The following is a 12,720-nucleotide window of genomic DNA, read 5'->3' as shown; positions in this document are numbered from 1 at the left end:
ACAATACGCTATAGTATTCCCATCGTTATATTGGACTGACTATGGCATCGCGCAGAAACTTTCTACACCATGGTATGGGCCTGGCCGCGTTGGGCCTGGTTGCCACTCCTCTCATCGGCTGCGCCTCGCGCACGGCCGCTCCCGCCTCCGCTTCGGCCAGCGCCAAGCCGCGCGCGCCGCGCACAGGCGTGCCGCCCCAGCCGACGCAACTGGCCAGCATCGACCGCTCGATCACCTCGCAGCCGCGCGCGGCCATCACCGAGATGGAACCGCCTCCCGACATCTTCGACGCGCAGGCGCTGGACCTGGAATTCTGGCTCAAGCCCCGCACCCTGGAAGTGGTGCGCCCGGCCAGCAATGAAAAAGCCAGGCTGCTGTACTGGAAAGATGGCGAAGTCATCGATTCCGCCTACCAGGAACTGTGCCACTTGCTGCGCGATGTGAACGGCAAGAAGACGGCGCCCATCGACCCGAAACTGCTGGAAACCCTGTGGGGCACGCAGGCGTTCGTGGCCCGCTACGGCATCGAGCAGCCGCTGGAAATCTTGTCGGGCTACCGTACGGCCGAGTCGAACAGCCGCCTGCGCGAAGCGGGCGTGCCGGCTGCGCGCCAGTCGCTGCACATCTCGGGCCGCGCCGCCGACATCCGCGTGGCGAACTTGAACGCGGAAGTGCTCGGTTCGCTCGTGCGCAGCTTCAAGCAGGGCGGCGTGGGCTTCTATTACCGCTCCGGCCCCCGTGGCGGCTGGATCCATGCGGATACGGGCCTGCAGCGCACCTGGAAGGGTTAAGCGTTAGCACTGAGCGCTAGTCACGCTAGTCATAGTGATACGGCGGTTCCGGCACGCTGTCGTTGCCGGCGCGCCGCCATGCGTCGAAATTCACGGGGCGTTCCCAGTAAATGCGCCAGCCCAGGCGCTGGCTGGCTTGCGCCTCGGGATGCGCTTGCAGGTAAGCGTCGATGAAGCGCGTGAATTCCGAGACATAGCCGCCGCGGCGGTAGGGAAGTGGACGAGTCATGGCTCCTCCTGCTGTTGACATTTCTTTCATTCTATCGCCAGCGGCGGAAAAGCGCCGCCCGTTTCCAGCTTCCCATGAAACTCTCCAGCCATAATATCGAACTGTTCCTGGCCGTCGTCGACGGCGGCTCGTTCTCGGCCGCCGCGCGCGCCTTGCGGCGGGCGCCGTCGGCCGTCAGCATGGCGATGGCCAACATCGAGGCGGAACTGGGCATCACCCTGTTCGACCGGGGCGCGCGCGAAGCCGTGCCCACGCCGGCCGCGCTGGCCCTGCTTCCCCACGCGCGCCTGATCGCCGAGCAGTTGAAGCAGTTGCACCTGCACGTGCAGGAATTGTCGCAGGGGCTGGAAAGCCGCATTTCGCTGGGCATCGCGGCCGAGCTTGACCATACGCCCTTCCTGGCCGCCGTGCGCGCCCTGTCGCAGCGCCATCCGCTGCTCGACATCGAAGTGCTGACGGCGCCGCAGGACGATGTGCTCGACATGCTGCACCGGGGCCGCATCAGCGCCTGCATGGCTTTCGCTGGCGGGCGCATCAATCACGAAGAACAGTTCCAGCTGGTGGGCAGCGATGCCTTGCTGGCGATTATTTCCACCCAGCATCCGCCCAGCGCGGCGGGCCAGCCCCTGTATATCGAGGAATTGGTGAATTTGCGCCAGATCATCGTCGCCAGCCGCGAACTCGACCTGGCCGATGCGCGCCCCGTGGTGGGGCTGTCCTATTGGCGCACGGACAGCTTGCCGATGGCGCTGGCCATGGTGGAAGCGGGCTTGGGATGGGGCAACTTTGCCGCCTCGGCCATCCAGCATTCTCTGGCGGCGGGGCGGGTGCGCTGCGTGGCGTTCAAGAATACGGGCAATGGCCTGGTCGTGCCCATCCACCTGGTGTGGATGAAGGACCGGCCGCTGGGCATGGCGGCGCGGTCCTTTCTTCAGTTGCTCAGCGAAGCAGCCTGAACGTCAGTGGCTTCTTCCTTCGGCTGCTGCGCCGACAGGGGCACGCCGAACAGGCCGTCGAAGAAGTAATTGAAAATGAAGCTGTAGCACGGGATGATCAGCATCAGCGCGAAGTCCAGCACGAACGCTTGCCACAAGCTGATATCGAGCCACCAGGCGATCAGCGGGATCAGGTAGATGACCAGGGTGATCTGGAAGCCGATCGCGTGCAGGATGCGGCGCCAGACGGTGCGCGTGCGCGACACCTGGCGGATTTCCCAGTATTCGAAGGCCGTGTTGTAGAGCAGATTCCAGATCACGGCGATGGTGGTGATCATGATCGCCAGCGGCCCCGTGCTGGTGGGCGACTCGCCCGAAAGCAGGGTCAGCCAGGCCGTGGAAATGGCCATGCCGATGATTTCAAAGGCGGTGACGTAGACGATTTTGCGTTTGATGCCTTGCATGTAAAGCCTGTAAAGAAGAGATGGCGCGTATTCTAAGTCAGGTGTTCTGATGTTTGAAGTCGGTAGCTGTCAGTTTTTCTGATGGATTCGCTGTGGGAATACCGTGCGTGCCGCGAACGGTGGATAATGGCGGCTGGCAGGCAACCGGTCCCGCCGCATCACCGCAGAAAAGGTCAACGAGCATGCAAGGCGCAGCAGACAGCAACATCCCCGATACCCCCGCCGATACCCCCGCCGGCGCGGACGAACGTCCCCGTTTCCGCCCCCGTCCGTGGGAGCACCTGGAAACGCCGTACGACGTGGAAGTGTGGATCGAAGAACATAACCGCAGCATGCAGGACAATATCCGCACCACGGAAACGGGCGTGGGCATCTGCTTTACCCTGGCCGAAGGGGGCGATATCTATATGCAGACGAGCGCCGACGGCGCCGTCGTGCTCGACGTGACGCCGGACGCGGCCTGGGTCTCTCCCCTGATCAGCGCGGCCACGGGCTGCGAGACGCCGGATGGGGCGCTGTGGATCTTGCCTGACGATAAGTTGATCCAGCTGATCGTGGGGCTATCGAGTCTGGTGGCCAGCACCTTGCTGGTGGTGGGGCATGATTTCGGCTTGCGCCGGCGCGGCATGGGCCGCTGAGCCGTTCGCACGCCGCCGGGGCCGGGCGGCCATGCTCCATGCCACTTGTCCCGCTCCCGTTTGCGCTGTATCATGCGGGCGTTGCAAAATATGCCATGCCCGCGCCTGGCATGCCTTCCGCCTACATTCGATGAAAAGCCTGTAATGCATAAAGACAAGCTGGACCTCCGCGACATCAGCCTGGTGTGCGTGGAAACGCGTTATCCCGAGCTGGCCAGTTTTGCCATCGAGCGCTGCCTGGCCGGCGCCGATTTCAAGGAATGCCTGCTGTTCACTTCCCGCCTGCATGACTTGCCCCCGCATATACGCCAGGTGCTGATCGCCCCCATCGAGAGCGTGGAAGCGTATTCGGCATTCATGGTGCATGAGCTGGGAGCCCATTTCAGCGGCACGCACGCGCTCGTCATGCAGTGGGACAGTTTCATCGTTGATGCGCGTCAATGGCAGAGCGCTTTCCTCGACTGCGATTATATCGGCGCACCGTGGTCGCATCGCCCGGTAGCCGTCGGCAATGGCGGCTTCTCGCTGCGTTCGCGGCGCCTGTATGACATCTTGCCGCGGCTGGCCATCACGCAACCCCATCCTGAGGATTATGCGATCTGCGAATTGCATGGCGACCGGCTGCGCGAGGAGTTCGGCGTGCGTTTCGCCGATGCGGGCCTGGCCTCCAGCTTTGCCTTCGAAGGCATCATGCCGGCCGGTCCCACGTTCGGTTTCCATGGTTTTTTCAACTTTGGCGAAGTGCTGGACGACACGGAACTGACCGATTACCTGCGCAAGTGCGACGATGCCATAATGCATGCGCCAACCGCGCGCGGGCTGATCAAGCAGCTGTACCGCTCCGGCCGCTACCGGATGGCGGCCCGGATATTGCGCCGGCGCATCAACGGCGGCGCGGCGCTATTCGGCGATGCCTGCCTGCTTGCCTTGCGTACAGGCATGCACGCGCTCACGCACGGCCGCTCGCGCCCGGCGTCGCCGCGCGCCTAGCCGTCCTGGCGGCTGCCGCACCGGCTGCCGCCATGCATCGCTCGACACTGAGCCTTGCGCATGCTAGTCTCGGGACAGCATCCGCCTGATCGCCTGGGCGGTGGTGCAAAGGATAGCCATGGACAATACACCGCATGCGGTTTCAGCTCCTGATTCCTCCCTGCATGGCCAGGACCCCGTGCCGTGGCCGGCCACTCCCTTGCTTGACGATGGCGTCTTCAGTCCGGAACGGGTGAAGGCCGAGCGCGAGCAAGCCTATTTCAACGATTTATACCTGCTGGCGCCCGTCGCCTATTTCGTGCTCGGTCTCGATGGCGTGATCGTGCAAGTCAACCTGGTGGCGGCCGAATTGTTCGGCCTGGTGCGCGAGCGCCTTGGCCACGTGCTGTTCCGTTCGTATGTGCACGAGGCGTTCCGCCACGATTTCGAGCAATTCGTGCAGCGTGTGCTCAATAGCAGCGAGCCCGAGCGCATCCAGCTGCAGGTGCGGCGGCGTCCCGGCGCGCGCGAAGCTGGCTTGCCCGTCAGCCTGCTGGGCAGCGTCGATCCGAACGGCCAGGCGCTGCGCCTGGTGCTGGAGCAGGCCGAAGGCAAGCTGGCCGCGCTCGAACGCAGCGAAGAGCGTTTCCGGCGCATCGTGCACAGCGCCGAGGAGGGCATCTGGGAAATCGATGCGCAGGCGCTGACCAGCTTTGTCAATCCGAAGATGGCGCAGATGCTCGGTTGCCAGATCGAGGATATGCTGGGCCAGCCGCTGGCCGCCTTCATGGATGACGAGGGACGCGCCATTCTGGAGCGTAACATTGCGCGGCGCCAGGATGGCATCGTCGAGCGCCACGAATTCAAGTTCCTGCGGCGTGACGGCAGCACCTTGTGGGCCACCCTGGCCACCAATCCCATCTTCGACTCCGGCGGCGCCTACCTGGGGGCGCTGGCGCTGGTCAGCGATATCACGCTGCAGCGCACGGCGTCCGAGCGCCTCTGGCGGCAAGCCAATTTCGACCCCTTGACGGGCTTGCCGAACCGCCACCTGTTGCTCGACCGCTTGCAGCACGAGGTGCGCCACGCCAGCCGCGAAGGCGGTTGCCTGGCCTTGCTGTTCATCGACCTCGATCATTTCAAGCTGGTGAATGACCGCCTGGGCCAGGAGAAGGGCGACATGCTGCTGCGCCAGGCGGCGCTGCGCATCAGCGAGCACGTGCGCGCCAGCGATACGGTCGCGCGCCTGGGCGGCGACGAGTTCGCCGTCATCCTGGCCGGTGTGCGGCAGCTGGGCGGCATCGAGCGCGTGCTGCAGGAGCTGACGACGGCGCTGGCCCTGCCTTTCGTGCTCGACGGCGACACGGCGCACGTGTCGGCCAGCGTGGGCGTGGCGCTGTATCCGGCCGACGCGGAGGCGACGGACAGCTTGCTGCGGCATGCCGACCAGGCCATGTATGCGGCCAAGAGCGCAGGGCGCAACGGCTACAGCTATTTCACGCCGGCCTTGCAGCAGGCGGCTGACCTGCGCCGCGCGACGGTGCGCGAGATGCGCCTGGCGCTGGCGCAGGACCAGTTCGAAGTGCATTACCAGCCCATCATCCGCCTGTGCGATGGCAGCATCGAGCGGGCAGAGGCGCTGCTGCGCTGGCGCCATCCGCTGCGCGGCTTGCTGCTGCCCGCCGATTTCATCGCCTTCGCCGAGGCCAACGGCCTGATCATCGATATCGGCGAGTGGGTCTTCCGCCAGGTCGTAAGCCAGGCGCGGCAGTGGAAAGCGGCGCATGGCGCCGTGTTTCAGATATGTATCAACAAGTCGGCCGTGGAATTTCGCTGCGATGCCGCGCTCTACCAGGACTGGGGCAACGCGCTGGCGCGTGCGGGCCTGGCGCCGGGCACCATTGTCATTGAGGCAACAGAAGCGGTGCTGCTCGACGAGGCGCGCCCGGTGGCCGACCGTCTGCGCCAGTTCCGCGCCATGGGCCTGGCGCTGGCGCTCGACGACTTTGGTGCCGGCAACACTTCGCTGGCTTGCCTGAAGCGGGGCGATCTCGAGGTACTCAAGCTCGACCCTTCGCTGGTACGGGAACTGGGGGCGGGAGGCGCGGCGCCGGCCGTCTGCGCGGCCATCATCAGCCTGGCGCAGGGGCTGGGCCTGAAAGTGGTGGCGGAAGGCGTGGAAACGGCCGCGCAGCGTGAGTTGCTGCGGGCCGCCGGTTGCGATTATGCGCAGGGTTATGTATTTTCAGGCGCGGTGCCTGTGGAGCAGCTGAGTGCAATGCTGGCCGCGGGCCGGCGCTTTTAATCCAGGCCCAGCAGCGCGACGACGCGTTCGCGGCTGATGCCGACCAGCGCGGAGCTGATCGCCAGCAGCGATTCATAGCCGGGCTGGCGGGCCTTTTCCATGAAGTTTTCCGCCAAGGTATCCATGCTGACATGCACTTGCACCGGTTGCGCGCGGGCCACCCGTCCCGTGGCTTGCGCCAGGGCCAGGCTGACGGAGCTGCGCGCCGCCTGCAATTGGGCCAGCGCCTGCACCACTTGCTGCAAGGTGGCGCGCAGGGCTTCCGTGTCGCCGGTATTCCATTCTTCCGGGGCGATGGCGGCAGGTTCCGCATCCGTGCGCACGCGGCTCATCTGGCCGGTCGGGTAGCGGATGCCGCTGCCGCGCACGGACAGGCTGTCGCGCACGTTGGCCCAGGCCGCTTCCGAGGTGCTGAACACCAGTTCGCCGTTCTCGCCCAGCTTGACGCCGATGCCGGACGGCATCAGTGCGCGGTCGAAGCGGGAAACGATTTCGCTCTGGCTCAAGCCAGGTTCGATGTTGACCGAGCGCAAGGCCTGGTTCGCGCCGCCGACGGAAAAGGCCAGCACTTCCTGCGGGCCTTCCTGCAGGCTGGCCATGGTCAGGCCGCGGATGCTGAAGTTCTGTTGCGCCGCCTGCGGGCTGGTATAGCTGAGCTGTGCGTCGAGCGTGCCGCCCGAGGCGCTGGCGCGCTGGCGCCAGGTATTGCTGAACTGGCGTACCCTGGCCTCGACTTGTCCTTCGCGGCCCTGGCGCGCGGCCAGCTTGGCCGCCAGTTCGCTCTTCAGCGCTTGCAACTGGCTGCTGCTGCGGTCCAGGTAGTCAAGGGTTTGTTGCGCGTTAGAAATTTCTCCCTGCAGCTGGTGATCCCAGTTGCTCAGGCCACGCTGCAGGCTCGCCGTCGAACTCCTCGCCGCCGGCGCCTCGCTGCGCGCGCTGGCGCCGCTTTTGACCGCGGCGGACGCGTCATCGACGACGCGGGCTGTGCCGGCGCCTTTGGCATTGACGCCGGACGAGGAGGAAGTCTGAACGATTTGCATGATGGTCAGAGAAGATCAAACAGGGAAAGGGTGCCAACCTTGGCGTACGCCTTGTATGTTGCCTGCAGGGCCGTCTGGTAGCCGTTCAGCTCGATGGCGGCCGCGCCCATGTCGGTCTTCTTCAAGTCGGACAAGGCCATGTCGTTCGACAGCGAGACGTTGGCCAGGTTGCCGGAGAGCGTGGTCAGGATGTTTTGCGCGCCGCCAAAGATGGCGATCTTGCCAGAGAGTAAATCCATGCCGTCATCGGTGCCATCGAGCGCCGCGCCCACCACGCTGCGCACGGCCGGGTCGTTCGGGCTGACGCCAGGCTTGCCCAGCGTATCGATGGCCTGGTCGATCTTGTTCAGCCACACTTCCAGCTTGTCCACGTCGACGTTGGCCGCCTGCGTCACGCCATTGCCCACCACCACGGTCTGCGTGGCGGTGTTGCCGTTGTACGTGTAGCGCGAACCGGGGGCTGCAGCGGGATTGAACGCGATGGCCGGCTTGTCGGTATCCGTGCCGGAAAACATGTAGCGGCCTTCCTGGTCCTTCAGATTGGCCGTGTACAGCACGCTGTCGCGCATGGCGATCAGCGATTGCGTCATCGCATTCAGGTCATCCGGCGCATTGCCGCCGTCGGCGGCCCATACCAGCAGGTCGCGCGCCTGGCCCATGTCGGTGACCATGCTGGTCAGATAGTTTTCGTTTTTCAGCAGGCGCACTTTCACCGTGGCGATATTGTCCTGGTATTGCGTGACCATGGCTTGCTCGCGCGTCAGGCGCGAAATGCGCACGTTGCCGATCGGATCGTCCGATGGCAGCTGGATACGCAGGCCCGAGGCCATCTGCTGGGTCAGGTAATTGATGCGCTCTTGATTTTGCTGAAGAGAAATATTAATCAGTGATTGGTACTGGCTGCTGGCGACACGCATGATCTTCTCCTTAACCCATCATTTGCAAAGTGGCATCAAACAAGGTATTCGCCACGGAAATGACTTTCATGTTTGCCTGGTACATATTCTGGAATTCGACGAGGTTCATCGCTTCCTCGTCCTTGTTCACGCCGCTGGTGGACTTCCAGTCGTCGATGGCTTGCGCGCGCACCGTGTTGGAAGTCTTCAGCAGGGCCTGGTTCTGCTGGCTGTAGATGGCCAGCTTGCCGACGAGCTGCGTGTCCGCATCGCTCATCAGGACGGAACCCACCCAGCTGACGCTGATTGGTTGATTCTTGATATTGATCAATTCCTGCAAATTGCCGCTGTCGCCGGCCGCGCCTGTCAACGACAGGGCCAGGTCCTTGGCGTTGAAGCCGGGGGTAATGCTCAGCTTGCCATTCGCGTAGGCCAGCAGGGGCCCGCCGGATGTGCCAGCCATGGTCTTGCCCAGGGCCAGTTGCGCGTTGACCTTGCTGGTCAGCTGGGTGGCCATGTCTTGCAGCGATTGCTGCAGCGGTTTCAGGGTATTTTTCTCGAATTCGCCCAGGCCACCCATCTGACCGCCGATGGCCACCAGATCGAGGTTGTACGACGACTTGGCGAAATCGAGGCTCAGGACCTGGTCGCCCGTGTTCGTCATGCTGCTGGTCAAGGTGCCGGCCAGGCTGCCGATGACCAGCGGCTGGCCCGACTTCAGCGCGATATTGCGCGAGCCGTCCGGCTGGTCGAGGACGTCGATGCCCATTTGCGAGGCCAGGCCGTCGATCAGCTGGTCGCGCGCATCCATCAGCGAGGACACGTTCGTGCCCGAGGCCGTGGCGGTGCTGATGCGCTGGTTCAGCGCGGCGATATTGGCCAGGGTGGTATTGGCTTGCGGCACGATCGCTGCGCGTTGCTGTTGCAACGACAGCAACTGGTTACCCATCACGGTGCTGATGCTGTTGAAGCGCTGCGCCATGGAGTCGGCGGAGGTGATGATCTGCTGGCGCAGCGGCGTCGATGTCGGGTCGACGGCCGAGGCGTTGAGGGCGGCGAAAAAGCCGTCGATGCCGTTGCTGATGCTGGAAGCATCGTCGCCCATCACGCGCTCGAGCTGGGTCAGGTAAGGCTGGGTCTGCGAACGGGCGCCCTGGTCGGACGCGGCGCGCCACATTTGCTGGCTTTTATATGCATCGGCAAAGCGCAGCAAGGCGGACACTTCCACGCCATTGCCGGCCGAGCGTACGCCGGCGGTGGCGCCCAGCGATGACAGCAACACACCCTGGCGCGTGTAGCCCGCCGTTTGCAGGTTGGCGATGTTCTGGCTGGCCGCATTGAGTGCGGCCTGGGCGGCGATGCTGCCTGACAATGCATTGCTGATGATGCTCATTGGGCAAGTTTCTTTCGTGAAGAGTGTGGCGCGTGCGGGTGGGCAAGCATTGAATCGTTGTTACCTTGTACAGGCGACGCTTCAGACGGATTTATTAAGCGGTGCCGCAATATTGTCGGTATTGACAGTGCTTTTGGCGGCCACGGGGGCGCCGGCCGCCGGCAGCAGCTGGCGCAGGATGGCGTCGGCGATGCCGAAGGCGCGCTGGCCGGCCATCTTGTCGGCCACCAGGTTGTCGGCCATTTCCAGCATGTCGCTGTTGATGGGGTCCTTGAAGACGCTGTCTTCGCCCGCCATCTCGCGCGTGCCCGAACGCATCTGGCGCAGCATGTGCGAGATGAAGAATGCTTCGAACTTGACGGCCGCCTCGGTGGCCTTGGCCGCATAGCGCGGGTCGGCCGGCGTGGCGGCCGCAGGGGAGCGGTCGTCGAGCGCCGAGGGCAGGGCGCTGCTGCTGTCGTTGATATTCATCATATGACCACCAGTTCGCCTTCGATGGCGCCAGCCTGGTCGAGGGCTTGTAAAATTGCCATGATATCATCGGGCGAAGCACCCAGGCTGTTGACCACGTCGATGATCGATTGCAGCTTGGCGCCGGCCGGCCATTTGAACATATTGCCGTTGCCCTGGTCGACGGACACCTTCGATTGCGGCGTGACGGTGGTCTGGCCGCGGCCGAATGGCGCCGGCTGGCTGACGGCCGAGCTTTCGGAAATGACGACCTTGAGCGAGCCGTGCGTGACGGCGGCCGCCTTCACGCGCAAGCCTTCGGCGATGACGACGGTGCCCGTGCGCGAATTGAAGACCACTTTCGGCGTATCGACGCCCACGTCGACGCTCAAGGCTTCCAGCTTGGCCATGAAGGCCACGCGCTGGGTCGGGTTTTCCGGCGCCAGCACTTCCACGCTGGTGGCGTCGCGCGTGGTGGCGACGGCGCCAAAGCGGCGGTTGACGGCTTCGACGATATTGATGGCCGTCTCGAAATGCGGGTGGCGCAAGTTCAGGGTGACGGTCGGCTTGGTCGAGAAATCGCTGAGGATCTCGCGCTCGATGTTGGCGCCGTTGGGAATACGTCCCGAGGTGGGCGTATTGACGGTGACGGACGAGCCGCTCTTGCCGGTGGCGTTCAGGCCGCCGACGACGACGTTGCCTTGCGCCAGCGCATACGTTTCATTGTCGGCCGCGCGCAATTGCGTCAGCAGCAGGGTGCCGCCGCGCAAGCTTTTCGCATCGCCCAGGGACGACACGGTGACGTCGATGGCCTGGCCACGGCGGTATCCTGGTGGAAACACGGCGCTGACCATGACGGTGGCGACGTTCTTGCTTTTCGCTTCGGCGCCGTCCGGCATCTTCACGCCGAACTGCTTGAGCATGTTGACCACGGACTGGCTGGAAAACTTCACCTGGGTGGTGTCGCCGCTGCCGTTCAGGCCCACGACGAGGCCATAGCCGACCAGCGGGTTGTCGCGCACGCCCTCGATACTGACCAGGTTGCGCAGCACTTGCGCGGCGCTGGCGGGCAGGGCAAAGCCGGAGAGCGCGGCCAGCATGGCTGCCAGGGGCAGGGCGGAACGAAATTTCATGAGGTCACCTTAAAACGGCATCCATGGGCCGACGAAGAAGCGCGTCAGCCAGCCTGGTGTATTGGCTTCGGCCAGGGTGCCCTGACCGGAATAGGCGATCTGTGCATTGGCAATGCGCAAGGACGAGACCTGGTTGCTGGAATCGATGTCGGCCGCGCGCAGGTAGCCGCGCAGGCGCACGAATTCCTCGCCCTGGTTCAGGGTCAGGGTTTTTTCGCCCTGTACGCGCAGCAAGCCGTTCGGCAGGACTTCCTGCACGATCACGGTGATGGCGCCGGACAGCGCATTTTGCTGCGTGCTGGTCGAGTCGCCGGCGAAGTTGCGGTCGGCCGACAGGTCGACGCCCGTCTTGGGCAGGGTCTTGCCGAGGATATTGGCCGCCTTCACGCCGACGGACGAGCCCTTGTTGAACGAGGTGCCCGCCTTCTTGCTGGCCTGCGTGGTTTCCTGCAGCGCCACCGTGACGACGTCGCCGACGCGGAAGGCGCGGCTGTCCGAGATCAGGTCCAGGCTTGCGTCGGGATTGAACACGCCGCCGGCCACGCCGCCGCGCGCAGCGCTGCGCGGCGCCACGGGCAGCGGCGTGTCGGAAAAGCTCGGTGCCACCGGCGCGGCCGGCTGGCTGGCGCAACCGGCCATCAATACCAGCAGCATGGCTGCCGTGGCTTTCATGGCGACTGTCATCAGCGTGCCGCTTGCGCCAGGTATTGCAGCATATTGTCGGCGGCCGACAGCACCTTGGTGTTCATTTCATAGGTGCGCTGGGCAGCGATCATGTCGACCATCTCTTCGACCACCTGCACGTTCGAGCCTTCCAGCGCGAACTGCTTCAGCTTGCCCAGGGCGCCTTCGCCGGGACGGCCTTCCGTCGGCGTGCCGCTCGATGCCGTTTCCTGGAACAGGTTTTCACCGAGTGCCAAGAGGCCCGTCGGGTTGACGAAGCTGGAGAGGTTCAGCTGGCCCAGCTGGGTGCCGTTGACATTACCCGGCACGGTGGCCGTGACCATGCCGTTTTCGCCGATGGTGATGGCCGTGGCGTTGTTCGGCACGGTGATCTGCGGCACCAGGGGCAGGCCCTGGGCGTTGACCATCACGCCGTTTTCATTGATGCCCAGCTGGCCGGCGCGCGTGTAGGCCGCTTCGCCGTTCGGGCGCAGCACCTGCAGGAAGCCGTTGCCGGTGATGGCGACGTCGAATTCGCGGCTCGTCGTTTGCAGGCTGCCGGTGGTAAACACCTTTTGCGTGCCGACCATGTGCGTGCCGTTACCCAGCTGTACGCCCGAAGGCGAGAGGGTGTTGTCGGCGCGCTGCGTGCCCGGCTGCTGCTCGACCTGGTAAAACAGGTCTTCGAAGACGACGCGGTCGCGCTTGAAACCGACGGTGTTGACGTTGGCCAGGTTATTCGCGATGGCTTGCAGTTTGGCATCTTGTGCCTGCACGCCGGTCTTGCTGATCCACATTGCTGGATTCATGTGTT

The 12,720-nt window shown here is 64.3% G+C and carries 14 protein-coding genes; 5 read left to right on the top strand and 9 right to left on the bottom strand.

The window, feature by feature from the left end:
- Positions 1 to 74 precede the first annotated feature (74 nt).
- The gene (locus OX460_RS08450) at positions 75 to 791 is read left to right on the top strand and encodes a DUF882 domain-containing protein (protein ID WP_099664402.1); all 717 of its coding nucleotides are present in this window, start codon (positions 75 to 77) and stop codon (positions 789 to 791) included.
- A 25-nt stretch (positions 792 to 816) separates the two neighbouring features.
- On the opposite strand, the gene OX460_RS08445 is transcribed toward OX460_RS08450, so the two are convergent.
- Positions 817 to 1,020 carry a DUF3460 family protein gene (locus OX460_RS08445; protein WP_289898378.1) on the bottom strand — a complete coding sequence of 68 codons (204 nt, stop codon included), beginning with the start codon at positions 1,018 to 1,020 and terminating at the stop codon, positions 817 to 819.
- A 74-nt stretch (positions 1,021 to 1,094) separates the two neighbouring features.
- Between OX460_RS08445 and OX460_RS08440 the strand changes: the two genes are divergently transcribed.
- A complete protein-coding gene (locus OX460_RS08440) occupies positions 1,095 to 1,976 on the top strand; it encodes a LysR family transcriptional regulator (RefSeq protein WP_099664400.1) in 882 nt (293 codons plus the stop codon).
- On the opposite strand, the gene OX460_RS08435 is transcribed toward OX460_RS08440, so the two are convergent.
- Positions 1,952 to 2,419 carry a PACE efflux transporter gene (locus OX460_RS08435; RefSeq protein WP_099664399.1) on the bottom strand — a complete coding sequence of 156 codons (468 nt, stop codon included), beginning with the start codon at positions 2,417 to 2,419 and terminating at the stop codon, positions 1,952 to 1,954. The genes OX460_RS08440 and OX460_RS08435 overlap by 25 nt on opposite strands.
- A gap of 182 nt (positions 2,420 to 2,601) precedes the next feature.
- Between OX460_RS08435 and OX460_RS08430 the strand changes: the two genes are divergently transcribed.
- The 3 genes from OX460_RS08430 to OX460_RS08420 all read left to right on the top strand — a co-directional run bounded on the left by OX460_RS08430 (position 2,602) and on the right by OX460_RS08420 (position 6,331).
- Positions 2,602 to 3,057 carry a hypothetical protein gene (locus OX460_RS08430; RefSeq protein WP_289898377.1) on the top strand — a complete coding sequence of 152 codons (456 nt, stop codon included), beginning with the start codon at positions 2,602 to 2,604 and terminating at the stop codon, positions 3,055 to 3,057.
- 144 nt (positions 3,058 to 3,201) lie between these two features.
- On the top strand, positions 3,202 to 4,047 hold the full coding sequence (locus OX460_RS08425; RefSeq protein ID WP_289898376.1) for a DUF5672 family protein: 846 nt from the start codon (positions 3,202 to 3,204) through the stop codon (positions 4,045 to 4,047).
- A 118-nt stretch (positions 4,048 to 4,165) separates the two neighbouring features.
- Positions 4,166 to 6,331, top strand: a complete 2,166-nt coding sequence (locus OX460_RS08420) for an EAL domain-containing protein (RefSeq protein WP_289898375.1) — start codon at positions 4,166 to 4,168, stop codon at positions 6,329 to 6,331.
- On the opposite strand, the gene OX460_RS08415 is transcribed toward OX460_RS08420, so the two are convergent.
- The 7 genes from OX460_RS08415 to flgG all read right to left on the bottom strand — a co-directional run bounded on the left by OX460_RS08415 (position 6,328) and on the right by flgG (position 12,715).
- Positions 6,328 to 7,371 carry a hypothetical protein gene (locus tag OX460_RS08415; protein WP_251349175.1) on the bottom strand — a complete coding sequence of 348 codons (1,044 nt, stop codon included), beginning with the start codon at positions 7,369 to 7,371 and terminating at the stop codon, positions 6,328 to 6,330. The genes OX460_RS08420 and OX460_RS08415 overlap by 4 nt on opposite strands.
- A 5-nt stretch (positions 7,372 to 7,376) precedes the next feature.
- Positions 7,377 to 8,288 (bottom strand): flagellar hook-associated protein FlgL, encoded by a 912-nt coding sequence (gene flgL / locus OX460_RS08410; RefSeq protein ID WP_099664395.1) that lies wholly within the window; start codon positions 8,286 to 8,288, stop codon positions 7,377 to 7,379.
- A gap of 10 nt (positions 8,289 to 8,298) precedes the next feature.
- Positions 8,299 to 9,660: a flagellar hook-associated protein FlgK gene (flgK, locus tag OX460_RS08405; protein ID WP_099664394.1), complete on the bottom strand. Its 1,362-nt coding sequence runs from the start codon at positions 9,658 to 9,660 to the stop codon at positions 8,299 to 8,301.
- A gap of 81 nt (positions 9,661 to 9,741) precedes the next feature.
- Positions 9,742 to 10,131 (bottom strand): rod-binding protein, encoded by a 390-nt coding sequence (locus OX460_RS08400; RefSeq protein ID WP_251349231.1) that lies wholly within the window; start codon positions 10,129 to 10,131, stop codon positions 9,742 to 9,744.
- Positions 10,131 to 11,243 carry a flagellar basal body P-ring protein FlgI gene (locus OX460_RS08395; protein ID WP_070219890.1) on the bottom strand — a complete coding sequence of 371 codons (1,113 nt, stop codon included), beginning with the start codon at positions 11,241 to 11,243 and terminating at the stop codon, positions 10,131 to 10,133. The genes OX460_RS08400 and OX460_RS08395 overlap by 1 nt, the downstream gene beginning before the upstream one ends.
- 9 nt (positions 11,244 to 11,252) lie before the next feature.
- The gene (gene flgH, locus OX460_RS08390; protein ID WP_180278556.1) at positions 11,253 to 11,915 is read right to left on the bottom strand and encodes a flagellar basal body L-ring protein FlgH; all 663 of its coding nucleotides are present in this window, start codon (positions 11,913 to 11,915) and stop codon (positions 11,253 to 11,255) included.
- Between the two features lie 11 nt (positions 11,916 to 11,926).
- On the bottom strand, positions 11,927 to 12,715 hold the full coding sequence (gene flgG, locus OX460_RS08385) for a flagellar basal-body rod protein FlgG (RefSeq protein ID WP_171985002.1): 789 nt from the start codon (positions 12,713 to 12,715) through the stop codon (positions 11,927 to 11,929).
- Positions 12,716 to 12,720 lie beyond the last annotated feature (5 nt).

This window comes from Janthinobacterium sp. SUN033 (assembly GCF_030397595.1).
In the GTDB taxonomy this organism is placed as follows: Bacteria; Pseudomonadota; Gammaproteobacteria; order Burkholderiales; family Burkholderiaceae_D; genus Janthinobacterium; species Janthinobacterium kumbetense.
This window is presented reverse-complemented; position numbering and strand designations above follow the sequence as displayed.